The sequence below is a fragment of the Novosphingobium sp. genome (assembly GCF_040079535.1).
GTDB lineage: Bacteria > Pseudomonadota > Alphaproteobacteria > Sphingomonadales > Sphingomonadaceae > Novosphingobium.
Genome location: NZ_JBEBKB010000002.1, coordinates 92,917 through 117,208 on the forward strand (window position 1 = coordinate 92,917; position 24,292 = coordinate 117,208).

The 24,292-nt window shown below is 61.8% G+C and carries 23 protein-coding genes, 1 tRNA gene and 1 pseudogene; 13 read left to right on the forward strand and 12 right to left on the reverse strand.

Features of this window, described 5'->3' with window-relative positions; all coding sequences use genetic code 11:
- Window positions 1-11: 11 nt before the first annotated feature.
- The 4 genes from ABL914_RS01460 to ABL914_RS01475 form a co-directional block, all read right to left on the reverse strand.
- Complete coding sequence (locus ABL914_RS01460; RefSeq protein WP_391561370.1) at window positions 12-1,331, reverse strand: DUF4350 domain-containing protein; 1,320 nt, start codon at window positions 1,329-1,331, stop codon at window positions 12-14.
- A complete protein-coding gene (locus ABL914_RS01465; protein WP_391561371.1) occupies window positions 1,328-2,050 on the reverse strand; it encodes a hypothetical protein in 723 nt (240 codons plus the stop codon). Before ABL914_RS01465 ends, ABL914_RS01460 begins: the two co-directional genes overlap by 4 nt.
- Before the next feature lie 77 nt (window positions 2,051-2,127).
- Entirely contained in the window at window positions 2,128-3,021 is an 894-nt protein-coding gene (locus ABL914_RS01470; protein ID WP_391561372.1) for a prephenate dehydratase, read from the reverse strand.
- Window positions 3,022-3,029: 8 nt separating this feature from the next.
- Window positions 3,030-3,563, reverse strand: coding sequence for a GNAT family N-acetyltransferase (locus ABL914_RS01475; RefSeq protein WP_391561373.1), 534 nt, complete (start codon window positions 3,561-3,563; stop codon window positions 3,030-3,032).
- A 57-nt stretch (window positions 3,564-3,620) separates the two neighbouring features.
- Here ABL914_RS01475 and ABL914_RS01480 point away from each other — a divergent pair, with 57 nt between their 5' ends.
- Both ABL914_RS01480 and ABL914_RS01485 read left to right on the forward strand, forming a co-directional pair.
- Window positions 3,621-4,043, forward strand: coding sequence for an NADH:ubiquinone oxidoreductase subunit NDUFA12 (locus ABL914_RS01480; RefSeq protein ID WP_391561374.1), 423 nt, complete (start codon window positions 3,621-3,623; stop codon window positions 4,041-4,043).
- A gap of 4 nt (window positions 4,044-4,047) precedes the next feature.
- Window positions 4,048-4,656 carry a DUF2155 domain-containing protein gene (locus tag ABL914_RS01485; protein ID WP_391561375.1) on the forward strand — a complete coding sequence of 203 codons (609 nt, stop codon included), beginning with the start codon at window positions 4,048-4,050 and terminating at the stop codon, window positions 4,654-4,656.
- A gap of 44 nt (window positions 4,657-4,700) precedes the next feature.
- Here the strand turns inward: ABL914_RS01485 and aat are convergent.
- Window positions 4,701-5,303 (reverse strand): annotated as a pseudogene (aat, locus tag ABL914_RS01490) (leucyl/phenylalanyl-tRNA--protein transferase); the annotation flags it as partial.
- Between the two features lie 11 nt (window positions 5,304-5,314).
- Here aat and ABL914_RS01495 point away from each other — a divergent pair.
- From ABL914_RS01495 to ABL914_RS01535, 9 genes are all read left to right on the forward strand, one after another.
- Window positions 5,315-5,390 (forward strand) — tRNA-Trp (locus tag ABL914_RS01495).
- The gene (locus ABL914_RS01500; RefSeq protein WP_391561376.1) at window positions 5,363-6,847 is read left to right on the forward strand and encodes a hypothetical protein; all 1,485 of its coding nucleotides are present in this window, start codon (window positions 5,363-5,365) and stop codon (window positions 6,845-6,847) included. Before ABL914_RS01495 ends, ABL914_RS01500 begins: the two co-directional genes overlap by 28 nt.
- Before the next feature lie 39 nt (window positions 6,848-6,886).
- A complete protein-coding gene (locus ABL914_RS01505) occupies window positions 6,887-8,410 on the forward strand; it encodes a hypothetical protein (protein ID WP_391561377.1) in 1,524 nt (507 codons plus the stop codon).
- 134 nt (window positions 8,411-8,544) lie between these two features.
- Window positions 8,545-11,430, forward strand: a complete 2,886-nt coding sequence (locus tag ABL914_RS01510) for a M16 family metallopeptidase (RefSeq protein ID WP_391561378.1) — start codon at window positions 8,545-8,547, stop codon at window positions 11,428-11,430.
- 225 nt (window positions 11,431-11,655) lie between these two features.
- Window positions 11,656-11,850: a preprotein translocase subunit SecE gene (gene secE / locus ABL914_RS01515; protein WP_391561379.1), complete on the forward strand. Its 195-nt coding sequence runs from the start codon at window positions 11,656-11,658 to the stop codon at window positions 11,848-11,850.
- Between the two features lie 35 nt (window positions 11,851-11,885).
- Complete coding sequence (gene nusG, locus ABL914_RS01520) at window positions 11,886-12,422, forward strand: transcription termination/antitermination protein NusG (RefSeq protein WP_391561380.1); 537 nt, start codon at window positions 11,886-11,888, stop codon at window positions 12,420-12,422.
- Between the two features lie 167 nt (window positions 12,423-12,589).
- Window positions 12,590-13,021 carry a 50S ribosomal protein L11 gene (gene rplK, locus ABL914_RS01525; protein WP_391561381.1) on the forward strand — a complete coding sequence of 144 codons (432 nt, stop codon included), beginning with the start codon at window positions 12,590-12,592 and terminating at the stop codon, window positions 13,019-13,021.
- 4 nt (window positions 13,022-13,025) lie between these two features.
- Entirely contained in the window at window positions 13,026-13,727 is a 702-nt protein-coding gene (gene rplA / locus ABL914_RS01530; RefSeq protein ID WP_391561382.1) for a 50S ribosomal protein L1, read from the forward strand.
- 79 nt (window positions 13,728-13,806) lie between these two features.
- The gene (locus ABL914_RS01535) at window positions 13,807-14,415 is read left to right on the forward strand and encodes a hypothetical protein (RefSeq protein ID WP_391561383.1); all 609 of its coding nucleotides are present in this window, start codon (window positions 13,807-13,809) and stop codon (window positions 14,413-14,415) included.
- On the opposite strand, the gene ABL914_RS01540 is transcribed toward ABL914_RS01535, so the two are convergent.
- From ABL914_RS01540 to ABL914_RS01550, 3 genes are all read right to left on the reverse strand, one after another.
- Window positions 14,405-14,986, reverse strand: coding sequence for a chorismate--pyruvate lyase family protein (locus tag ABL914_RS01540; RefSeq protein WP_391561384.1), 582 nt, complete (start codon window positions 14,984-14,986; stop codon window positions 14,405-14,407). The two genes, ABL914_RS01535 and ABL914_RS01540, sit on opposite strands and share 11 nt — an antisense overlap.
- A gap of 84 nt (window positions 14,987-15,070) precedes the next feature.
- Complete coding sequence (locus ABL914_RS01545; protein ID WP_391561385.1) at window positions 15,071-15,832, reverse strand: competence/damage-inducible protein A; 762 nt, start codon at window positions 15,830-15,832, stop codon at window positions 15,071-15,073.
- A gap of 60 nt (window positions 15,833-15,892) precedes the next feature.
- The gene (locus tag ABL914_RS01550; protein WP_391561386.1) at window positions 15,893-17,392 is read right to left on the reverse strand and encodes a flavin-containing monooxygenase; all 1,500 of its coding nucleotides are present in this window, start codon (window positions 17,390-17,392) and stop codon (window positions 15,893-15,895) included.
- A 97-nt stretch (window positions 17,393-17,489) separates the two neighbouring features.
- Here ABL914_RS01550 and ABL914_RS01555 point away from each other — a divergent pair, with 97 nt between their 5' ends.
- Window positions 17,490-18,464 carry a magnesium and cobalt transport protein CorA gene (locus ABL914_RS01555; protein WP_391561387.1) on the forward strand — a complete coding sequence of 325 codons (975 nt, stop codon included), beginning with the start codon at window positions 17,490-17,492 and terminating at the stop codon, window positions 18,462-18,464.
- Window positions 18,465-18,475: 11 nt separating this feature from the next.
- Window positions 18,476-19,393 (forward strand): cation diffusion facilitator family transporter, encoded by a 918-nt coding sequence (locus tag ABL914_RS01560; protein ID WP_391561388.1) that lies wholly within the window; start codon window positions 18,476-18,478, stop codon window positions 19,391-19,393.
- A gap of 39 nt (window positions 19,394-19,432) precedes the next feature.
- Here ABL914_RS01560 and ABL914_RS01565 read toward each other — a convergent pair whose 3' ends face one another.
- The 4 genes from ABL914_RS01565 to ABL914_RS01580 all read right to left on the reverse strand — a co-directional run bounded on the left by ABL914_RS01565 (window position 19,433) and on the right by ABL914_RS01580 (window position 24,219).
- A complete protein-coding gene (locus tag ABL914_RS01565) occupies window positions 19,433-20,683 on the reverse strand; it encodes an alanine racemase (protein ID WP_391561389.1) in 1,251 nt (416 codons plus the stop codon).
- Window positions 20,680-22,077, reverse strand: coding sequence for a D-arabinono-1,4-lactone oxidase (locus tag ABL914_RS01570; protein ID WP_391561390.1), 1,398 nt, complete (start codon window positions 22,075-22,077; stop codon window positions 20,680-20,682). Before ABL914_RS01570 ends, ABL914_RS01565 begins: the two co-directional genes overlap by 4 nt.
- On the reverse strand, window positions 22,074-22,424 hold the full coding sequence (locus tag ABL914_RS01575; RefSeq protein WP_391561391.1) for a c-type cytochrome: 351 nt from the start codon (window positions 22,422-22,424) through the stop codon (window positions 22,074-22,076). Before ABL914_RS01575 ends, ABL914_RS01570 begins: the two co-directional genes overlap by 4 nt.
- Before the next feature lie 70 nt (window positions 22,425-22,494).
- Window positions 22,495-24,219, reverse strand: coding sequence for a DEAD/DEAH box helicase (locus tag ABL914_RS01580; RefSeq protein WP_391561392.1), 1,725 nt, complete (start codon window positions 24,217-24,219; stop codon window positions 22,495-22,497).
- Window positions 24,220-24,292 lie beyond the last annotated feature (73 nt).

The window sequence follows — 24,292 nt, forward strand, 5'->3', positions numbered from 1 at the left end:
GGGTTTCGCAGTCATCGCATCAGGGTCCTTTCAAGCGAATGAAGTTGCCGCGCGGCAGCGATCAGATCGGCCGGACGGCGGGCGCCGCGCAAGCGTGCGGCCACGTTGGAAAAAGGCTCAAGCGCGGGTGCACGCACTGCCAGCGCCCGGTCAATCGCCAGTTCCGCTTCGTGCGGATCAAGCCGCGCCGGCAATGCCAGCGCCCGGATCAGCCGTTCACGCGCGGCATCGGCATAGGGCGGGCCCAGCAAGTGGAGCCGCCGCGCCCGCTGGATCAGCCCGGCTGCATTGGCAACCAGCGCGCGCTTGCCGAACGCAATCGAACGTGAGGCCAGCAGTGCTGGGCCAAAGCGGTGCAAGGCCCGCCAGAACGCCACCATCACTGCCAGGATCAAACAGATCGTGGCGGCCAGGAATGGCGGCTTGAAGGCCTGCTTGATCAGGCTGGGCCCCTTGGGCGGGGCGCCATAACCGTTGAGCATAAGATCAAACATGATCCGCTTGTTATTGGGCCCCAGCATCGCGCGCACCAGCCGTTCGGTCAGCACCGCACTGTCACGCTTGGCAAAGCCGTAATTGTTGAGCAGGTCTGGTTCAAACACGATCACCAGCGGGTATAGCTCTACGCCCTTGTCCGTATCCGCATCATAGCCAAAGTCACCCGCCGCCTCGTGCAGCGCCGGATAATCACCGCCATCGGCGATGTACCCGGCCAGGACACGGTCGGTATAGGGATCGCGCACCAGCGGGATCAGCCCATCACCTTCGGCCGAAATCACCCACTCTGTCACCGGAACACTGCCCGAAACACCAAACCCTTGCCAGCCGCCCGGTTTGGGCCCTTCGCTGAGCGGATAAAGATCAAGTGTCAGCTCATCATACCAGCCGGGCCATTGCGGGACCTTGGCATCAAGCGTTTCGACCAGCTGCCCCTTGTACTTGCCCTTGGGCACCACTTGCGGTGTGCCCATCAGTTTCCATTTTGGCGTGATCACCAGGGTTGGTCCAACCGAGCGGTGGCGCGATACCATCCGTTCCAACAGCTTGAGATCGGCCTGATGCGGCGGGGTCAGCACCAGCAGGCCGCTTTCGCCGACCATTGCATCGTCTTGCAGCGGATCCACTTTGAAGCCGCGTTTTTCCAGATACTGGGCCATCGCGGCATAGCCATCGAACCCGCGGCCCCGCGATGTTGCTTCCTGGGTGGTGGTGGGCGGCTGGTCCATCGCATGGCCCATGGCCCACAGCACCAGCACAAAGCCGATGATCCCGGCCAAGGCCAACAATGCCCCGGCGCCGCGGCTGAACGGACTGGCGCTGCGGCTGCTCACCCGCTCGCCTCCCCAGCCAACGGAGCCAGCGCAAAATCGGAATAGGCGGCGCGCGCGGCCAGCCAATCGGTTTGATCCAGGATACGCAAGGCGAACAGGCTGCGTTCAACCCGTTGGGCAATACCGGCAAAGGCGCCGCGGGCGTGATCGGACAGGCCCGCGATGGCCGAAATTTCGCGCGTCGTGCTGGCTGGATGGATCCATTCAGGGCGGGCTGCGGCGATGTGATCGACACTGCGCATCAGCAGCAAATGGGTGGCTTCGGCAAATTTTCCGGCGGCGGCCAAAGCATCGGCCTCATCCATCAGCGCCTCGGCCTGCTCCCGGTCAGGCACCCAGGCAGCCGCCTCGGCTTCGGCTTCGGCGCGGGCCGTTTCGCGCTGCTGAAGCCACGGCTGGATAAGGCGCCAGACCCCGTAAAGAATGATCAGTACCGCCAGGCCGACCAGCACCCATTGCATCACCGGCCAGGCGATCCCCAGCGCTTTGCCGATTGGTTCGAAAATAGAACGCAGCCATTCGTTGGCTTGGCTGGGTTCGGGCGGTGCAGCCGGCCCACCGGGCCCGCTGCCGCTGACCTCCGGTATCGGGCTGGGCGGGGGTAGATCGATATCCAGCGGACCGAACTGGATGCCCGGATCGCCGCGCACCTCTTTCCAGGCCTGTGCGGCATCCGTTGCAGCTTGTGCTCCCTTGATGGCTGGCTCTGTCGCGCTCACGCTGGCAGTGGTGGCACGGCGCAAGTCACCGGGCAAGTATGCGTAAGTAATTCCGGCAGAAAATTGCCAGAAACAGATCAGCCGCGCACACGTTCCTGGCGATATGTACCCAAAATGCGCAGTTCCTTGCAGTGGAAAGCCAGCTCTTCAAGGGCGCGGTCCACTGCTGGATCACCCGGCGCGCCCAGGATATCGGCATAGAACGTGGTTGCCGAAAAGCTGGCGCCGCGTTGATAGCTTTCAAGCTTGGTCATGTTGACGCCGTTGGTGGCAAAGCCGCCCATCGCCTTGTACAGCGCGGCGGGGATATTCTTCACTTCGAACACAAATGTGGTCATCGCGGGGGCATCGCCGATGCTGGCAGGATCCAGCGGCTCGCGCGCCAACATGACAAAGCGGGTCATATTATCAGCCGCGTCTTCAACGCGCTCATCAATGATCTTCAGGCCATACAGCCCGGCCGCGATTGCTGGGGCCACCGCGCAGGCCTGCGGGTCGCGCATCTCGGCCACCAGCGCGGCGGCGCCTGCGGTATCGGCATAGGACATCGGCACAATCGCCCGGGCCCGCAGATAACGCCGCGATTGGCCCAGCGCCTGCGGATGCGAATATGCGGCCGTGAACGGCCCATTGCCCAGCGCCATCAGCGCGTGGTGGATCGCCATGAAATGCTCGCCAACTATGTGCAGTCCACTTTCGGGCAGCAGAAAGTGGATATCGGCAACCCGCCCGTGCTGCGAATTTTCGATCGGGATGATTGCGCGGGCGGCCTGGCCTTCCTTGACCGCATCCAGCGCATCTTCAAAACTGAAACAGGGCAGCGGCAGGCAGGCGGGATCAGCCTCCAACGCGGCCCTGTGCCCGTTGCACCCGGGTGCACCCTGAAACGCCACTGCGCGCGCTGGATCCTGGGCGGCGGCAGCGGCCATGTTTTCGACCAGCAGGCGGGCGGGGGCGGGGTAACTGTGCATTGGCGGCCCTATAAAGCCTTTTCCATCCGCAGCAACGGCACGGTAATGCCATCTACTGCCGGGCTGGCGGTCTCTTCAGCCACAATGTAGCCGGCCTTGCGGTAGAGCCGCGCACCAGAAAGCGAGGCCATCAGTTCTACCCGTTTGAATCCAGCGGCCCGCGCGGCATTTTCGCACAGGCGCAGCACAAAAGCTCCGACCCCGCGCTGGGCAAAAGCGGGATCGGTATACATCGCGCGAACTTTGGCGGCATCGGTTGCCGGATCCAGCGGGCGCGGATCGCGCCGGACGATGCTGTCATCTCCGCCAAACAGCGTGCCCCGCCACGACCATCCGCCACATCCGGCAATCTGCCCATCCGCCAGCGCGATGAAATAGGTGCGATCGGCCACCAATTGCCGGTCTAGCCCCATGGTCTTGTGGCTGACCGCGATCTGCTGCGGGCTGATCAGACCGTGCTGCAATTGGCCGATCGCGCGGGCCATCAAGGCGTCAAGCACAGCGAGATCGGCCTCAGTTGCCAGGCGGTGGGTCAATTCCATATTCAATCCCTAGCAATCCTCTTGCCGCCTGCCACCCAATTCCGCTAGGCGCTGGCGATGGGTTTCTTCGGCAAGATCTTCACCTGGTGGGACGGCGCGACCTTCTCAACCATGTTCAATTCGGCGATGACCGGCGATGAACTGGGCAGTGATGCCTTGGGCAACCGCTATTTCCGTGCCAAAAAACCATATCCCAAAGGCCACCCGCGTGCCGGGCAGGAACGCCGCTGGGTGATCTATAACGGTGCCAACGATGCCAGCCGGGTTCCGGCAGAATGGCACGGCTGGTTGCACGGATCGTTTGATTCGCTCCCAGAATCGAACCTTCCCGCGCCCAAGGTTTGGGAAGCCGATTACAGCCCCAACGCAACCGGTACGGCGCAGGCCTATCGCCCGGCCCGGGCCAAGGCGGCGCCGGCAGCAGGTTATGAGGCATGGTCGCCGGATGACGACATTCGTCAAGGCTCGCTGGAGGGCTGATTCGATGCGGCGGACTGCCCTGGCGATGGCGCTGCTTGCGCTGGCTGCTTGCAAGGGCGGGGATGATGCGGCCGAAGCAAACGCAACCGAAGTGCCCAAGGGCGTAACCGGAAATGCCACTGCGGCAGTGGTCGAAAGCGAATATGGCACCCCGGTCAAGGACCGGGTGGCCACGATTGGCTTGCTTAACAAGCGCAACAACCTCAGCCAGGATCTTGTGCTCAGGACCGGAGAGGTCAAGCGGGTCGGTAATGTCATGGTCAAACTGGCCAGTTGCGAGCGATCGTTGCCGTGGGAGCGTCCGCCTGAAGTGGGGGCGTTCATCCAGGTTTTCGTGGAAGAGCGCGAGCGCGCCGATCAGCCGCTGACCTGGCGCAAGGTTTTCTCAGGTTGGCTGTTCAAGAATTCACCGTCGCTCAATGTTGTTGAGCATCCGATCTACGATGTTTGGGTGAAGGATTGCGCGATGAAGTTTCCCGGTGAGGAAAGTGCACCCGCACCGGCCGCATCTGCCAGCAGCGCGGCAAACCCGGCCGGCAGTCCCGGCGCAGCACCAGCGCCCAAACCTGCACCAAAACCATCTGCTGCCGTGGCCCCCTCCGTCGAAATCTGAGCAGCGCGGAGCAGCGCCAGATATTCGCTCTGGCTGATTTCCACGGCCCCCATCGAGGCAAGATGGCTAGTCAGGAACTGGCAATCGAGCAGCTGGCAGCCACCCCGGCGCAGCGCGGCGACCAGCCAGGCCATGGCAACTTTCGAAGCATCGGTCTTACAGCTGAACATCGATTCGCCGCAAAACACCCGGTCAAACCCAACCCCGTATAGGCCGCCAACCAGATCGCCCTCCAGCCAGCATTCGATCGAATGGGCCTGGCCCATTTCGTAGAGCCGGGCATAGGTTGCCTCGATCCGGTGGCTGATCCAGGTATCATCGGCGTCGCGTCGCGGGCCGGCGCAATGCGCGATGACGGCAGAAAAGGCGCGATTGCAGGTCACCTCAAAGCGATCGTTGCGCAGCACTTTGGCCAGCGAATGGGAACAGTGAAACCCGTCTAGTGGCAGGATCGCGCGCCGCCGCGGCTCAACCCAAAACACCTCTGCATCATCACGCGCATCCGCCATCGGGAAAATCCCGCTGCGATAGGCCAGCAAAAGCTGCTGTGGGTCTAGCGGCGAAGGCGTGACTGGTGCATGCACGGTGTTTCTTGTATGAACCGTCCCAGACCGCTTGTCATCCGGCAGTCTTGGCCTTATGGGCACGCGCTGCCTGCAGGAGTGTAGCTCAGTTGGTAGAGCATCGGTCTCCAAAACCGAGGGCCGTGGGTTCGAGTCCCTCCACTCCTGCCAGCACTTTCCCCGAAGTGATCGCAATCGCACCGCGTCAGAGCCTGATTTTCGGCCTGGTTCTGGCTGCGCTTTCCGCGTTGCCGTTTTTTGTCTCGCACTATCCCCAGCAAGGCGATTTCGCATCGCATCTGGCGCGCTACCACGTGATGCTGGATGCCGGGCGCAGCGCCGATCTGGCCCGCCACTATCTGTTTGAATGGCGCCTGGGAGGCAATCTGGGGATCGACCTGCTGATCGCCATGCTTGCCCCGGTATTGGGACTGGAACGCGCCGCGTGGCTGCTTTCCGCGATGATACCCACGCTGACCGGGCTGGGCATTGTTGCGGTTGAATGGACCCTGCGGCGGCGTATCGGGATCGGCGCGGTGTTGGCCATGGCCACGATCTGGTCACCGGCACTGTCGATGGGTTTTGCCAATTTCTGCCTGGCACTGGCTATGGCCCTGTTCGGTCTGGCGGCGTGGATCCGCCTGACGGGAAAGCGCTGGCGCTGGGCGGCGATGCTGGTCTGGGGCGGGCTGACCTGGCTGTGCCATCTGGCCGGTTGGGGCGTGCTGGGGCTATTGGTGGCTGGCTATCAATGGAGCCACAAAAAAAGCCTACAATCGCTGTTGGCGGGCTGGCCACTGGCCTTGCCATTGGTGCCGATTGTGCTGGGCAACGGTGGGGGCAGCGGGATAGCCAGTTATGGAACGCCGCTGCTGAACTACAAAGTGGGGATCTGGATCGAGGCGCTGCGCGACCGGGTATTCATGCTGGATTTCCTGGCACTGCTGCTGCTGATCGCAGCGATTGGTTTGGCTGTGCGGCACCGGCGGATCGATCCGCGGCTGGGTTGGGCAGGCCTGGCCCTGACGCTCTTGACGCTGCTGGTGCCGCGCCATTTGGCTGGCGGAGACTATGCCGATCTGCGGCTGATCGCCGCCGCGCTGATGATCGGTGTATTGGCGATTGATTGGGCAGCGCCGCGCTGGTTGCTGCTGGGCGTGTCCAGCCTGTTTCTGGCCAGGCTGGCGGCAACCACTTTGGCCTGGCAAGCCGAATCGCAACAGCTTGATGCCAGGCTTGGGGTGCTGGATGCCCTGCCCCGCGGGGCAATCGTGGCCGCCGCAGTGGCCGGAGACGAAGGCCAATGGGCGCGCAACCCGTTTGAACATGCGCCAAGCTATGCCGTGCTGCGGCGCGATGCCCTGGTCAATTCGCATTTCGTGCAGGACGGTATTCACATGCTGAAACTGCGCGCGGCCCAAACCGGCTTTGCCGATCCTTCGCAACGGGTTCGGCTGAACCCCGGGGAACGGCCAGATCTTGCCGCTTTCGCCCCGGCGCAGCAGGCCGAATATCTATGGTATCTGGGTGAAGCAGAGCCGGCCGGGTTGCCCGCAGGCGCGGTGATTGTTGCGCGCGTACCCGGCAGCCTCTTGCTTCGGCTTGATCGCACGGGCAAGCAGCACTAGTTCGCCCGCTTTCCCCTCCAACACCGGAACCGACCGCGCTTGGATACGATCCGCCCAGATAGCCAGCCGCCTGCCGCGCCACCGCGCGGCTACGCTGCGCTGCGCTGGCTTAAGGCGGAGCCGGGCAGATGGGGCATGCTGGTGCTGGGTGTGCTGCTTTCCGTATTGGCCTGCGTGCCGTTTCTGACCAGCAGCTATCCGCAAATGGTTGATTACCCAGCACACCTGGCGCGCTTTCACATCATGCTGACCCGCGCCGAAAGCCCGTTTCTGCAGCAATATTATGGCTTCAACTGGCACTGGATGGGCAATCTGGGGGCCGATCTGGTGATCCAGCCGCTTTCCACGAAGATGACACTGGAAACCGCGGGTTGGTACATCGCAGCATCGCTGCCATTTCTGACCGGGCTGAGCATACTTGCCGCGGAATGGAGCCTGCGGGGCCGAATCGGGATCGGATCTATGCTGGCATTTGCACTGATCTGGTCGCCATCGATGTTCCTTGGCTTTCTGAACTTCGGGCTCGCCCAGGCCGGAGCATTGTTTGCCTTTGCGCTGTGGGTGAAGCTTGACGGAAAAAGCTGGCGCGCGCCGCTGTTTATTCCGATCGGGCTGGCGGTGTGGCTGGCGCACGTTTCGGGCTGGGGGATCCTGGGCCTGATGGTGTTCGGCTATGAATGGCACAAGGATAAGTCCTGGCGGGCTTTTCTGGCCCCTTGGCCGCTGTTCTTCCCGCTGCTGGCGCTGCTTGCAGGCGGATCGGTGGGCAAGCCGCCTTCTTATGGCCCGCGTCCGGAAATCTACAAATGGGCGATCTGGAAACAGGCGATGCGCGGCACGGTGCAGTGGTTTGATTATGCCAGCGCGTTGTTCATCGTTGCCCTGCTGGCTGGCGCGGTCTGGTTCAAACGCTGGGATTGGCGGCTGGGCTGGGCCACATGCATGATGCTGGCGGCGTCGCTGGTGATGCCGCGCCACATCTTTGGCGGCGATCTGGTTGATGCGCGGATGATTTCGGCCGGGCTGATGGTGGGCTGCCTGACTTTGGCCTGGAAGGCTCCGCGCTGGCTGGTGCTGGCCTCAGCTTCGCTGTTTCTGGTGCGGCTGGGCTATACCACGATGGATTGGAGCCGCGATGCCCGCGAAACCACCGAGATGCTGCGCGCGCTGGATGACCTTCCGCGCGGCAGCCGGATCGCCAGCTTCATGGTCACCGAACGCGGCGAGTGGGGCTATAATGCGCAGGAACACATCTGCGGTTATGCCGTGGTGCGGCTTGACGCGCTGATCAACTGCAACTTTGCGCTGCCCGGGATCCACATGATGACGATCCAGGAAGGCGGTGATTTCTTTCGCGATCCGTTCCACCGGCTGAACCGCTTTGCCGGCAAGCCGGTTGACACCTACAGCTATGAACCCGCCACCCATGCCGATTGGTTCTGGTACATGGGCCAGCAAGATCCGGAACGCCTGCCCTATGGCTTCGTCGAAGTAAAACGCGGCCGCCACTGGATCCTGGCACACCGGGTTGCGCCGCTGGGGGCAGAGGTGGTGACGCGGTAGGGGCGAAAAGAGCCGTGAACCTGGCGCGCTGAATTTACTGAAAATTTGTTGAGAGTGCACTGCCTTACGTGTTGCACGCCAATGCGAGATGCTGCAGGATCAGCTTCATACCTGCGCCAAGGGAAGTCCTGCCCATGACCCGATTTTTGAAATATTGCCCTTCACTCGTCGCGATTGCAGCGGCAAGCCTGTTGTTTTCATCCGCGCCGATCGTTGCCAATTCGCCGGTCGAAGGCACCGGGATCGGTAATCAGGCAACCACTGGTGTGCCGGGCTGGGGGATAGCCAGCAAGGACCTGCCAGGCGATCCGGATGTGGTGTTCGGCACACTGCCCAACGGGATGCGCTATGCAATCAAACGTCACCAAAGCCCCAAGGGCGCGGTGTCGGTACGGTTCGGGATTGATGCCGGAACCAAGGACGAATCCGATGCCCAGCGCGGCGCGGCCCACTTTGTAGAGCACATGGCCTTCAACGGCTCGAGGAACATTCCCGAAGGCAAGCTGGTCCCGATGCTCGAACGCCTCGGCCTTTCATTTGGTGCAGACACCAATGCCGAAACCGGTTTTGACCACACAACCTACAAGCTCGATCTGCCCAATGCGAAAGTGGAAACCCTTGATGCGGCATTGCTGATGATGCGCGAGGTGGCGGGCCGATTGACCATTGCACCGGGCGCGGTCGATCGCGAACGCGGCATCCTGGTGTCGGAAGCGAGCGTGCGCAATGATGCCAACCGCCGGCGCTTGGCGAATGTGCTGAACACCGAATTTCCCGGCAATCGGCTGGGGGGTGCGGTCCCGGCAGACCCGGATCAGATCCGCAAGATCACGGCGAAGGATCTGAGGGCCTTCTACCAGGCCTTCTACCGGCCAGAGAATTCTACGCTGGTGATCGTTGGGGATGTCGACCCTGCCGAAATGCAGAGGAAAATCACCGCCGCCTTCGGGGGCTGGAAGCCGATGGGCAAGGCCGGGCGCGATTATCGCGGGCCGGTATCCCAGCCCAAGGGTCCGATTATCGGAAGCTTCACCGATCCGGCGATAGCTGAAATCGTAATGTTCGAGCGCGCCCGGGCCTATGCGGCGCCTGCCAATAGTGTTGATGAGGAACGCAGGAAGCTGCTTGAAACGATCGCAGGGGCTGCGATTTCCAACCGCTTTCAAGCGATCGCACAGACCCCGAAAAGCCCGATCCTGGGCGCGCTATTCCAGCGCCAAGACATCGCGCGCAACGCTTCTACTTTCGGGCTATATGTGATCGCGCGCGACGGGAACTGGAGCGAGGCACTGGCAATCGGCGAACAGGAAATGCGCCGGGCGAATCAACACGGTTTCACCGCCAGTGAAGTTGATGAAATCAAGGCGAACTACCTATCTTTGCTGACCAATGCAGTCGCGCAGCAAGCGGGGCGCAGCAATGCATCAATTGCCGAAGCCCTGGCGGCTCAGTCTTTCGAGAACGCAGTCTTTACTTCGCCCGATTTCGATCTGGCCTCCTACAATTCGATTGTCCAATCGATTAACTCCGAATCCGTGACTGCGGCCTTCCGTGAAGCCTGGCAAGGCGGGCCAACCTTGGTACACGTTTCCGCCAAGTCGGCGATCGACAATCCTGCACCTGCGATCACGACGCTGCTTGACGCAAGTTCTCGAGTCGCGGTGACCGCCCCCACCGAAGCGGTCACCAAGGCCTTTGCCTATGACAGTTTCGGAACACCCGGCACAGTCGTATCCGATAAACGGATTGCCGACCTGGGCATTCGCACCGTCACCTTTGCGAATGGATTGCAGCTTAATCTCAAGCGGACCGACTGGGCGGCTGGCAAAGTTTCTTTCTCGATGGATGTCGGTCAGGGGACAACGGCATTCCCGGTCGATAAGCCCGGCCTGTTTATCGCGGCCAATCTGCTGATGCCGGCGGATGGCCTCAAAGCACATGACGCAACTGAGCTGCGCAAAATTGTGGCTGGCCATCAGGTGTCGCTTGGTCTTGGCGTGACCAATGATGCCCTCACTGCCAGTGGCGCGGTGGCGGCCAAGGATCTTGACCTTCAGCTCAAGCTTTTGGCTGCGCAAGTTAGCGCAGCCGGCTTCCGGCCTGAGACGGCTGCACAATGGGGGCCGGCTGCACAGACGATTGGTCAAGCATGGTCCGCACAGCCAATCCAGGTCTGGTCGATGGCGCAGAACTATGTGCTGACCGGGGGGGACGGCAGGTTTGGCGTACCTACGCCAGCGGCACTCTCGAAGCTGACTTTTGATGACATGGAGGCGGTGGTTGCTCCGCAGCTAGCCAACGGTCCGGTCTCGCTGGCGTTGGTTGGCGATTTCGATGAGGAAGCCGTAGTTGCCGCTGTTGGCCGGACTTTGGGGGCATTGCCCAGTCGTGCCCCGCGCAAGCATATCGCATACACCGGTCATCCGCTGGCATTCAAGGCGAGCGGCACCACCACCCTGACCCACACCGGTCAGGCCAACCAGGGCGCCATTTCGATCAGCTGGCCAACCACCGATGACCATGATCTAAAGGATTCGCTGACCCGGGAACTTCTGGCGCAGGCGATGAGCCTCAAAGCGCTTGATCTGGTTCGCGAAAAACTTGGAGCAACTTACACCCCCAAAGGCGTCTCTTTCACTCAATCGATCTATCCAGGCTATGGGCACATCACGCTGTTCGCAACTTCCGCACCGGGTGATATGGACCGGATTGACCAGGCATTTCGCCAGATTGCCGCTGAAATGAGCGCCGGACTGATCGGTGCCGATCTGCTCAACCGCGCGCGCGAACCGGTCCTTTCTGGCTATGCGCGGGGCAATGTACTGAATGAAGGTTGGGCTGGGCTGGTCAATTATGCCCAAAGCTGGCCCGAGCGGCTTGATCGCCGCCGCCAGCGTGAAGCCGTGCTGCGCTCGATCACCCCGGCGGATATCCAGGCCGCGGCAAAGCGCTATCTGGTTGACCGCAAGGCTGCCGCGATCCGCGTCGTCCCAGCCAGCACGAATGCCGTGCGGAGCTGAGACGTATCGCACCCACCCGGCGCGGTTGCACCGCAATGGCCCAATTGGCCGACTTGCAACCGCGCCAAACCTGCGCTCCCTTGCAATCGTCTTCAACGATAGCTAAGTGCGGCAGTGTCTTCCGACATAGGAGTACATATTCGCCCCTCCCGGCCACCGCGGCCGGGGCGGCGATGAGGCCTAGGTGGAAGGCGCGAATGGTTTGACAAGCGAAAGACAGGCCCCATGGCAAAGATCAATCCCGGCGAATTCATGCGCCAGGTTCAGGCCGAAGCAAAAAAGGTGGTCTGGCCCAGCCGTCAGGAAACCACCACTACCGCGATTTTCGTCGGGATCATGATGGTGGTCCTGGCCATTTTCTTTCTGGGTATCGATTCGCTGTTTGGCAAAGTCGTCCAGTTCCTCCTCTCGCTGGCCTGATCGGCCGGCCCGCTAACGATAGAGACGCATTGATCATGGCTCGTTGGTATATCATCCACGCCTATTCCGGTTTTGAAAACAAGGTGAAGGAAGCGATCCTGTCTGAGGCTGAGCGCCTTGGACTGGCGTCGCTGGTTGCAGCGGTCGAAGTGCCGCACGAAACCGTCACCGAAGTGAAGCGCGGCAAGAAGGTTCAGGTCGAACGCAAGACCATGCCGGGCTATGTGCTGGCCCAGCTGACCATGAACGACGATGTTTACCACCTGGTCAAGAACACGCCCAAGGTTACCGGGTTCCTGGGAATCGGCGGCAAGCCGCAGCCGATCACCGATCGTGAGGCCGCCCGCTATTTTGGCGCGCGCGATGCGGCCGCCGCAGAACCGAAGAAGCATATCAGCGTCGATTACGAAATCGGCGATGCTGTCAAAGTGCTCGATGGGCCGTTCAACACCTTCACCGGAATTGTCGAAGAGCTCGATTTCGACAAGAACCGGGTCAAGGTATCGGTCAGCATCTTTGGCCGGGCCACCCCGGTGGAGCTGGACTTCGAACAGGTCGAACTGGTCAAGTAAGCCGGCGCCAGAATGCTTGCATTTGCGCGCGGCTTGCCCTAGTCGCGCGCCTTCGTTTGGCTTTGGCTGGGCGATTCCGTGCGGGAGGAAGGCTTTCAGGCCTTTTGTTTGACCGCTCACTCTGAGCCTCCGCACTGCGGCGGCAACAGGAAGAAAGGAGGCCCATCGTGGCCAAGAAGATTGAAGGCTATATCAAGTTGCAGGTGCCCGCCGGCAAGGCAACTCCATCCCCGCCGATCGGCCCTGCGCTGGGTCAGCGCGGTGTGAACATCATGGAATTCTGCAAGGCTTTCAACGCCGCGACGCAGGACCTTGAAGCGTCGATGCCGATCCCCACGATCATCACGGTCTATGCGGATCGCAGCTTTACGTTCGTTACCAAGACCCCGCCGGCTTCGTTCCTGATCAAGAAGGCCGCTGGCCTCAAGTCTGGTTCGAAAGAGCCGGGCAAGGTTTCGGGCGGAACGATCACGCGTTCGCAGCTGGCTGAAATTGCCCAGGTGAAGATGGCTGACCTTTCAGCCAACACGATCGAACAGGCGACCAAGATCATCGAAGGCTCTGCGCGTTCGATGGGTCTCGAAGTGGTGGAGGGCTAAGTCCATGACAAAGTTGACCAAGAAGGCGAAGAGCCTGTCCGCGAAATTGGGCAATAACCAGCAGATCTACGGCGTCGATGCCGCGATCCAGCTGCTGAAAGACCTCAAGACCACCAAGTTTGACGAAAGCCTTGAGGTTTCGCTGAACCTGGGCGTCGATCCGCGCCACGCTGACCAGATGGTCCGCGGCATGGTCGTGCTGCCTTCGGGCACCGGCAAGGATGTCAAGGTTGCGGTCTTCGCGCGCGGTGAAAACGCCGAAAAGGCGCTCGCCGCCGGTGCTGACAAGGTCGGCGCTGAAGACCTGCTGGAAGACATGCAGGCCGGTAACCTCGATTATGGCCGCGTGATCGCGACGCCCGACATGATGGGTGTGGTTGGTCGTCTCGGCAAGGTGCTGGGCCCCAAGGGCCTGATGCCGAACCCCAAGCTGGGTACGGTTACCCCGAACGTCGCCGAAGCGGTCAAGGCTGCCAAGGGCGGCCAGATCGAATACCGCGTCGAAAAAGCCGGGATCATCCACGGCGGGATCGGCAAGCTGTCGTTCTCGAACGAAGCCTTGAAGGCCAATTTCGATGCCTTCGTTGATGCGGTGGTCAAATCAAAGCCAGCCGGCGCCAAGGGCAAGTATCTTCAGAAGGTCGGCCTGTCCTCATCGATGGGCCCCGGCCTGAAGATCGATCTGGGCGAAGTGCAGGGCGCGTAAGCACCCCGCATCGGCAACGAGCAAGGGGCCGGGAAGCATTGCGCTTTCCGGCCCTTTTCGTTTGTGGCAAGTTTGCGTGATGAGAAATCCGATCCTGGTTTTGTCGCTGGCCTTGCTGGCCGCCTGCTCACAAGATGCGCAGCCAGATCCCCAGACTGGGCCGAGCGCCAAGCCCGGCGTTGCAGCCAGCGCCGAGCCCGCAGCAACCGCGAGCAGCGAAGCGCCGCCGCTGGCCGGACCGGTGTCAGCCTACACGTCGTTCAAGGATTGCAAGCTGGTTGAAAGCGGCGAGGGCGAGGACTGGTCGATCTCCCGGTGCAAAGGCATTGGCGGCTATGACTTGCAAGTTGACTATGGTGATGCCCGCGACGATCTGGTGTTGCTGCGGCGGGGCAAGCCGCCGGTCAAACTGAACCTATTCGCGCTTGGTTCAGGCGGGTTCAATACGCTGGGCGATGCGGCTGAATGGCGCGCGCGTGGGGGTGCCGATGGGTCTGACCCGGCCATGCTGATCGTCCGCAACAAGATCAGTGAAGATCCAGAAGATTCGGCCAAGCAGACCCATCTGTTGGTGGTGATCGATCTTAAAAAAGCATGCGTGATTGCGCAGGTGCGGCCCCAGTCCGGGCAGAATGCAGCCGCGCGCAGCATCGCCGATGGCGCGCCGCGCAAGTGCCTTAGTCGCTAGCGGACTGGCCCAGATTGGCTTCGCTGTAGCATTCAACCACGAAGGCCAATGGCTGGCCATCAGGCAAGATCAGCCGCGCGCGGTGGGTAGAAATAGCATTTTCCGGGCAGCCCGGATCGCCCCGCCGCGCGGCGTCCAGCGGTAGCCGCGCGAAATTGAGGCTGGCAGCGATTCGCCCAAACGGCACCTGCGTCTCGGCCAGCTGGCGGTTCATATCCGCAGTCAGCCGGGAAGGTACAAACCAGTTGTGTGCATCCGATAGCACGTGCGGGCCGCAAACCAGCCGGACATGCCGATAGCCCAGCGGTGCATCCGGGCTAAGGCCAAGGATCGTGCGGATATCGGCGGGCGGGGCTTCATCGGCGCCCGTTACGAACTGGACTGCGATCGTTTCGCCTGGCGCAATTGCACGCTGATCGCACCATTGCTGTAGTGCAGCCGTGGCGCTGGCGTGGCCAGCCAGATTCGCCTCGAACGCGGCGATGGTCTGATTGACAGGAGCATGCGCGCAGCCAGCGATTGATAGCGATGCAGCGGCGAGCGTCATGAAAAGCGTTCCGAATCTGGTCATTCGTTGCCAGCGTGGCAGCCAAACCCTGTGTGCCAATAGCCGCCAATCAAGCGCTGCGCCAGTGGGGCTTTGGTGCAGGAACAGCTAAATGCCGCCCGGCACAGCATCGCGCCCCAGCGCGCGCAGGCCCACCACCAGCGCTTCGCAGGCTGCATCGAGCAATGCCGGTTCGACGGATCGCACCACGAAGTTCGCCCCCACCCGGCCTTCGCGGAAGAACGGGTAGCTGCCGATCGCGACGCCTTCGTGCGAACGCTCGGTTTCGCGCAGCAAATCTGCCACTTCGCTTTCCGCAACCCAGCTGCCAACAGTTTCGCTGAGCAGCGCAGCGCCGCCTTCAAGTTCGCCGGTCAGCGCATCGAGCATGCCGGCGGTGATCGAGGGAACCCCGGCCATCAGGAACACGTTGCCGATCTGGATCCCGGGCGCGCCAGACATGCGGTTGGGTATCAACGCTGCCCCATCGGGTACGCGGGCCATCCGCAGCCGCGCTTCGTTCAATCCGCCGCGCGTTTCATAATAGCGTTCCAGGATCGCACGGGCTTCAGGATGGATCACCACGTCCACGCCCAGCGCCTGCGCCACAGCATCGACGGTGATGTCATCATGGGTGGGGCCGATCCCGCCGGTGGTGAACAGATAATCATTGCGGTTGCGCAAGGTGTTTACGGCTTCAACGATCGCATCGGTACTATCCGCCACGACGCGCACTTCGCCCAGTCTGATGCCCTGGACATTCAGCCAGGTTGCAACCTGGGCGATGTTCTTGTCTTGCGTTCGGCCCGAAAGAATTTCGTCACCAATGACGAGCAGGGCGGCTTTCCAGATGCGGGTCGGTGCGGTCATACCGTTAGGCTAGGTGATAAAGCGGTGCCGCGCAATTTCTAGATCACTGCGAGATCCCGTTCAGATATCGGCCAGTTCCCTTGCCCGGGTGAACTGCAACACCCCATCATCAATCGGTGCCTGGCGCATGTCCTGTCTGTCGCGCTTGTAATCCTGGTTGAGCCGCCAAGGCAGGCTGGGTGCATTCTTTGGCATCATGTCCTTGCCGCGATCGAGATAGCCCGATGAGAAGCCTGAAAAGACATCGTCGGGTTCAAGGCCGGAATCGGCAGCAAGCACCGGGGTGGCCGCAACGGCGCCATAGGTGTCCATCTGCTTGAGCAGCCGGGTAATGTATTCACCAATGATATCGACCCGCAAAGTCCAGCTGGCGTTGATATAGCCGAACACCGCCGCCATGTTGGGGACATTTGAGAACATGCAGTTGCGGTAATAGAACGCCTTGCCGAAATCGACCGGCTTGCCATCCACTGCAATTGCGATCTTGCCGGCTACCGCCAGTTTAAGGCCGGTTGCGGTAACGATCACATCGGCTTCGATGTGTTCGCCCGATTTAAGCTTGATCCCGGCGGCATCAAAGCTGTCGATGTGGCCGGTTACCACGCTGGCCTTGCCCTGATTGATTGCGCTGAAGAAATCGGCATCGGGCACCAGGCACAGCCGTTGCTCCCAGGGATTGTAGGGAGGAACGAAATCGGTCTCATTGTAGTTCGGGCCAAGGTTCTTGGCGGTTTCCGCCAGCAGGAATGCCTTGGCCTTTTCGGGGTTGCTGCGGACCCGCTTGAACATCATGTCCTGCATGGTGATGTTCTTGAAGCGGGTGATCGCATAGGCCAGCTTTTCCGGCAGCACCTTGCGCAGGCCATTGGCAATCCCATCGCGCGCGGGACGGCTGACCATATAAGTTGGTGTCCGCTGCAACTGGGTAACATGCGCTGCGCCAGAATGGGCCATTGCCGGGAGGATTGTAACCGCCGTCGCGCCCGATCCGATCACCACCACCTTTTTGCCCTGATAGTCAAAGTCCTTCGGCCAGAACTGCGGATGGATGATCGTGCCCTTGAATTTTGATCGGCCCTTGAAGCCGGCGTCAAAGGGTTCGTCGTAGTCGTAATAACCGGAACCCAGAAACAGGAACCGCCCCTGCAGTCGCTGCGACTGGCCATTTGCGTCCTCGGTCACCACCGTCCAGCGGGCGGTCTTGCTGTCCCAATCGGCCGAGACCACTTTCTGGCCAAAGCGCATCTTTTCACGCAGGCCATACTGATCGGCGATGTCATTGAGGTATTCGAGAATTGCCGGTGCATCGGCGATCGATTTTTCGTGTTTCCACGGCGCGAAGGAAAAGCCCAGGGTGTGCATATCGCTATCGCTGCGGATGCCGGGATAACGGAACAGATCCCAGGTTCCACCGATCTGATCGCGGCGATCAAGGATGGCAACGGTTTTGCCCGGGCAGTCCTTGGCCATATGCACGGCCATGCCGATGCCGGAAATTCCGGCGCCGACTATGATCATGTCAACGCATTGCTCGATCGGCGCCATCGCATTCATGGCCATGTTCTCCCATCAATTGACATTGCTGTCAGTATTAACTGTGCGCTTAACATCATGAAGCCGGGATTGCCAGCGTCAACCTGCTTTGCCAAATAGAGGCATGACAATCGTAGCAGCCCGCCGATATTCAGGCGGCAAACCCCTTGGAAACGCCCTTGAGCTTGATGGCCACGATCAGCCCGCACCCGGCCGACACGAATTTGACTGGGTTGGACTGGCCGATCCCACCGATCACGAGATGGAACTGGTTCGCACCCAGTTTGGGCTGCACCCGCTGGCCGTGGAAGATGCGCTTAATCCCAACCAGATGCCCAAAATCGAGAGCTATGGGCACCAACTGTTCATCATCGCGCGCACTGCTGCGCTCGAAACAGGGGAGAACATCGTCTATGGCCAGACCGCGATCTTCCTTGGCCCGCATTTCGTGGTGACCGTGCGGATTGGATCGACCCGGGCCCACACCAACCTTCGCCGCCGGCTGGAGTCCGATGGCGAGCGTTTGATCGAAGGGCCAGACTATGTTGCCCATGCGATCCTTGATTTCATCGTCGATGGCTATCAGCCGATCCTCGAGAAATACGAGGAAAGCGTGCAGGACATGGAAGAACACGCGATCGACCAGTTTCCTGAGCCTTCCACGATCCGCCGGATTTTCCGCCTGCGCCGGCAGTTTCGCCGTTTTGCCCGGATTGTCGGGCCGATGGAGGAAGTATGCGAACGGCTGACCGCAACCGAACTGCCGGTGATCGATCAGGGCGCGCGGATCTGGTTCCGCGATGTGCTTGACCATGTCCGCCGCAGTCTGGCCCGGATGGCAGGCCTGCGCGATACGCTGGCCAGCATCGTTGAAACCGCCAGCCTGCTTGAGCAGCACCGGCAAGGCGATATGACCCGCCAGCTGGCTTCGTGGGCAGCCATTCTTGCAGTGCCCACTGCGATTGCCGGTATCTATGGGATGAATTTCGATTACATGCCCGAATTACACAGCAAGTGGGGCTATCCCGCGGTCTGGGCGGTAATTCTGGGGATCTGCGGGGGCTTGTTCCTGCGCTTTCGCCGGATGGGGTGGCTCTAAGGAATTTTTGCATGGCTGGGCATGGCGGCACGCGGGTAATCATCACGGCGCTGGCGGCGAACGTCGGGATTGCGATCGCCAAATTCGTCGCGGCCGGGATCACCGGATCATCCGCGATGATAACCGAAGGCGTCCACAGCCTGGTCGATTCAACCAATCACGTGTTGCTGCTTTACGGATCCAGGCGCAGCCACAAGGGCGCCGATGGGTTGCATCCGCTGGGCTATGGCCGCGAGCTGTATTTCTGGTCTTTCGTAGTAGCCGTGCTGGTTTTCGCGCTGGGCGCCGGAGTATCGCTGTATGAAGGCATACTGCATTTGCTGCACCCTGAGCCGAGCAGCGAGGTAGGAATTGCGTTTATCGTGCTGGGCGTGGCCGCAGCTTTAGAAAGCTGGTCAACCTGGGAAGCGCTGCGAGCGTTCAATGCCACCCGCGGCGATAAAAGCATGATCCGCGCGCTCAAGGATACCAAGGATGCCCCAACATTGGTGGTGCTGCTGGAAAATGCCGGTGCGCTGGCTGGGCTGCTGGTGGCGGCGCTGGGCATTGCGCTGGCGCAGTGGACCGGAAATCCGATCTGGGATGGGGTGGCATCGGTGATGATCGGGCTGATCCTGGCCGCGATTGCGATCGTGCTGATTGTTGAGGCCAAGGGGCTGCTGATTGGGGAAAGCGCTGATCCAGCGCTGGTAGAGGCAATCCGCGCTTGTGCAGCCAGCCACGCCGGGGTTCGCAAAGTGCATGAAGTGCTGACCGTGCATCAAGCGCCCGAAATGGTGGTCAGCGTGATCAGCGCCGATTTTGAAGACTCGATCACTGCGCGTGACGTGGAACAGACCGTGCGCGATATCGAAGCTGCCGTTGCCCGGCAGTTTCCGGTGGTTACGCGGGTCTATGTCCGGCCAATGGGCGAAGCGGCTTCGGGTTAGAATTTTGACCGGACCAGCAACTATGCAGGCGTCACATCTTCATGCGCTGATCGGCAAAGTTGGCCAAGTATCTGCAATGGAGTGTCCATCATAAACCGCGATATCGCCGAATTGCAGGAACAATGCCTCGCTTTGATCGGGACGCAAGAACACGTGATCGTCGGGTTTGAGATCGACCAGCTTTGATCCGGTCAGCAGTTCCTGGTTGGAACTGCGCCCGAAAAGTTTGGAATATTCAAGCCCTGGCGGCGAAACCGGCTTGGCCAGCCAGTGCCCGCCATGGATGAAGAACCCGCGCTGGGTGCCCCGGTCCCACCAATGCATCGCGCCCGAAAGCGCCTCTACGCCGGGCAGCGATTGATCGGCGCTGGCCTTGATCACCGGGGTGGCGATGAAGGCGGCTGGGAGCAGATCGGTGAGGTCGTCATAGTCAAAGGCCCCCGGCTTGACGAAGGCTGAGCCGACCGACACTTCGTTTGCGACAGTGCCTGCGCAGTGGCGGCGGAAGGTGGGGCTACCGGCAGAGTTGAGCGTCAACGTCTCCGGGTTGAGCCCGGCGCCCTTCAGCACATCGATGGCGGCGCGATAGGCCTGCTGCGATGCCGTCCAGGCTTTGTCGGCACTGGGCATTTTGGGGACGTGCGGGTCATAGCCCATCAGCCCGGCAATCAGCGGCTGATCGGCGCGTTCCTGCCGCACTGCGGCTGCCAGCACCTGCATATCGGCAAAGCCGCCGCGGTGCAGGCCGACATCGATCTCCAAGCTGATCTTGAGCGGCAAAGCTCGGGCCATGGCGGCGGCTTCGTATTCGGCAAGCCGTGCGGGCGTGTCGATCAGCCACTGCACCCGCGCAGCGGCAACGGCCCCGGCCTTGTCGGCTACCCGGATGAATTCGCTGACCGGCAGCGGCTTGCCCATCAGATAGTCGCTCTCAGGATGGAGCGGCATTAGTTGGAGCAGCATTTCGGCGCTGAACACCATCAACCGCTGGGTGCCCATGCCCTGCATGATCGCATCGAGCAGTTGCAGCGATGGCAGCGATTTTGCCACCACCCGCAGCGGCAGCTTGGCTGAATCGGTACTCTTTCGAATTGCGGCAATGTTGGCCGTCAGCCGTGCATGGTCCACCACCAAAGTCGGCCGCATCAGTCCGGCGCGTTTGAGCGCGGCGGAAAGGCCCGCAAAATAGGCTTCGTGCATTCCGCCCCTTTCCGCCGGCCGCGCCAGCATGGTGCCGATCCCGGCCAAGGCCAACGCGCCGCCGCCCACGATCATGGTCCGCCGCTTCACCCGAAGACCTTCTTGAGGAACGGATTGACCATTCGCCCGGCCGGGTCAACCGAACGCCGCACCGCCTGCGCCTCGGCAAACATTGGGTAGAGCGCCTTCAGTTCACCCGCGCCAAGCGAATGCAGCTTGCCCCAATGCGGCCGTCCGCCAGCTTCGCGGAAAAGTGGTTCGATCAATTTGAACATCCAGTCATGCGGTTCCTTGTACCATGCGTGGACGGCGATCGAGCCGCTCTCGCGCTGGTAGAACGGCGAAAGCCAGGCATCGTCCGGCGCAATGATCCGCGCTTCGATCGGGAAAAACACGTCCAGCGCGTCGCGCTCGATCCGGGCGATCACTTCGCGCAGCACTTCGGCCTGGGCCGCTATCGGCAGGTGGTATTCCATTTCCTTGAACCGGTCTGGTCGCTCATTGGACAGCAGCTTCCAGCCCTCGTCGATCGCCACATCCGTGGGCAGGTCCTTCATCGCCATCTGCGCGGCACGGCGGCGCAGGCCGGGTGTGAATTCAAACAGATCGCGCAGTCGTTTCAGGTCCATCAAGGTCTGGCTGTCGGTATCAGGCAGGCGCGGACTGACCGGCTCAGTGGTTACATCATGGGTGATAAGCGCTGATTTTCCGGTGAACGGCAGGACCAGAAATTCTGCATTGCGGTGTTTTGCGGCCAGCATTGGCCATTCCCCCAGCACCCAGTCGGTATCGACCAGCCTGACCACCTTTTTGACCCGGCTGAGCGGCTGGTTCTGCAATGTCACCTGGCTCAGCACGCCAAACGCCCCAAGGCCCACCCGTGCTGCGTGGAACAGTTCGGGCCGCGTTTGGCGGCTGCATTCGGCGATTGTGCCATCGGGCAGGACCAGCCGCAGCGCGGTGACGGTGCCGTGGATTGCGGTAATGCCCTTGCCGGTGCCATGGGTGCCGGTGGCCAATGCGCCGGCCAGTGTCTGCTTGTTTATATCGGGCAGGCTCAACATCTCTTGCCCGATAGCTGCCAGCGCCGGGCCAAGTGCGGAAAGCTTGGTGCCTGCGCGAACCGTTGCGGTTGCAGTCGTGGTGTCTTGACTGACCAACCCCTCTAGCCGATCGAGCGAAAGCAGTGTGCCCTCGGTTGGTACCAGCGCCGTAAAGCTGTGCCCCGCGCCTACCGGACGGATCGGCACGGCGGCGGCGGGCAGCATTGCAGCCAGTTCCGCCTCATCGGCAGGGGCGGCGCGTTTCATTGGATAGGCATGTTCCAATCCCGACCAGTTGGACCACAGCGCGCGGCCTTGCGGATCGATTGCGGCTGGCAGTGCTGGTTCGCGGCTCATCCAGGCCCGGCGCCCGGCGCAGCTTCCCGCCCCCAGTGCCATCAGTCCTGCACTGCCCAGCAACACTTTGCGCCGCGTGATCATAGCTCGCGTCCGGCCATGAAGGCTATCAGGGCCTTGAGATCATCGGGCGAGCATTCGAAGCATTGCCCGCCGGCCGGCATGCCTTTCTTGCCCTGGATCGCTGCACTCAGCAGTCCGGCCTCTCCCTGCGCCCAGCGCGGATCCCACACCGTTCGATCGCCGGTTAGCGGGGCTTGCGCGCCGCTGACGGTGTGGCAGCCCTTGCACGAATTTGCATAGAGCTTGGCAAGGCGCGCATCCTTTGGTGAAAATGCCGCGCTTTGTTCAGCCGTCAATGGTTTGGGTGGCGCTTCGCCGGTTCCGCAAGCGGCCAGGGCCAGCATCAGAATGACAAGCAAAAACCGCATGAATCTCCCCCGGTTACCTAGAGAGCATCATGCGGCCTTCACTGAATTGCGCAAGTGGTGAAGTCAGGGCTTAACCCCAGCGGCGTTGCCCGCCGCCGCCGCCGCCCGGCTTTTTGCCGCCTGGCTTGCGATTGGGCTGGCCGCCTTGTGCGCCATCGCTGCGTGGCTTGGCACCAGCCGGGCGCACTGCATCGCGGTGGACCTGGACCGGACGCTCGGTCCGCTCGCCGCGGTCACGCGGAGCATTGCTGCGGTCGCGCGGCGGGCCGCGGCGATCGCCACCACGATCGTTGGGGCGGAAATCGCCGCGCGGCTCGCTGCGTGCCGGGCGATCGCCCTGCGGCTGGTGCTGGCGTGCTTCGCGGTCCTCGGCGGCCAGCGGATTGAACCCGGCGGGACGCGGCGCGGTCGCGCGGCGATCGTCGGCGATCCGTTCGTTGCGGATGTATTGATCGCGCGACTGGCCGTCGCGGCCTTGCCCGCCATTGGCCCGGTTGTTGTTGGGGCGCTGGCCGCGGCCGTTGCCGCCGCCACGTGCTCCGCCGCGTCCGCCGCCAAGCCCGCGTGCATCGCGTTCATCGCGGCGCGCATCCTGATCCATCTCGGCCTGGGTCCGGCGCGCCGGGGCCGGCAGACGAGAGGCTTCCTGGCTGAAGTTTTCGGGCAGCGGCACGGTTGCCAGCTTTACGTCGGTCAGCCGTTCGATATCGCGCAGGTAGGGCTTTTCATCGGGCGCGCAAAAGCTCAGCGCTACGCCGTCTGCCCCGGCACGCGCGGTGCGGCCAATCCGGTGAACATACTGTTCGGCCACGTTGGGCAGCTCATAATTGAAAACGTGGCTTACGCCGGTCACGTCGATCCCGCGCGCGGCAATATCGGTCGCGATCAGCACTGGCATGGTGCCCTTGCGGAAAGCACCCAGTGCGGCGGTGCGCTGGGCCTGGCTTTTGTTGCCGTGGATCGCTGCAGCCTGGACGCCGGCGGCGTTCAGATGGCGCACCACGCGGTCAGCGCCATGCTTGGTCCGGGTAAAGACCAGCGCAGACGTGATTTCACCCGATTCCAGCCCTTTCTTGAGACTGAGCGAGAGCAGCGATTGCTTCTCGGACTGGTTGACGAAGCAGACGTACTGCTCAACCCGCTCAGCCGTGGTGGCCTGCGGGGTCACTTCAACCCGCACCGGGTTGGAGATGAACTGTTTGCCCAGATCGGCAATTGCCTTGGGCATGGTTGCGCTGAAGAACAGGCTCTGGCGTTCCTTGGGCAGCATGTTGGACACCCGCTTCAAGGGCACGATAAAACCAAGGTCCATCATCTGATCGGCTTCGTCGAGCACGAAAATTTCGACATTGCGAAGCGTCAGCGCGCGCTGGTCGATCAGATCGAGCAGACGGCCCGGTGTGGCAACCAGCACGTCGCAGCCGCCAACCAGCGCGCGGGCCTGCTTGCCCACAGGAATGCCGCCGAAGATGCACTGGACCGACAGGTTCAGGAACTTGGCATAGCCGCGCATGTTTTCGGCGATCTGGGCGGCCAGTTCGCGGGTTGGGCTCAGCACCAGCATCCGGCAGCTGGCATTGCTGCGGGCCTTGGGATTGGCCGCCAGCCGATGCAGCGAAGGAAGCGAAAACGCGGCGGTCTTGCCGGTCCCGGTCTGGGCGATGCCCAAAAGGTCGCGGCCTTGCAGCAAGGCAGGGATCGATTGCAACTGGATCGGAGTGGGGTCGGTATAACCTTTGGCTTCAAGCGCACGGATCAGGGGCTCGGCCAAGCCAAGGTCGGAAAAATAGGTCATGAATTATGCTTTCAGATATAGCCGCACCCGCGCCGCATGAGGGGCACGGGACAGCAGGGGCTTTTCAAAGCAA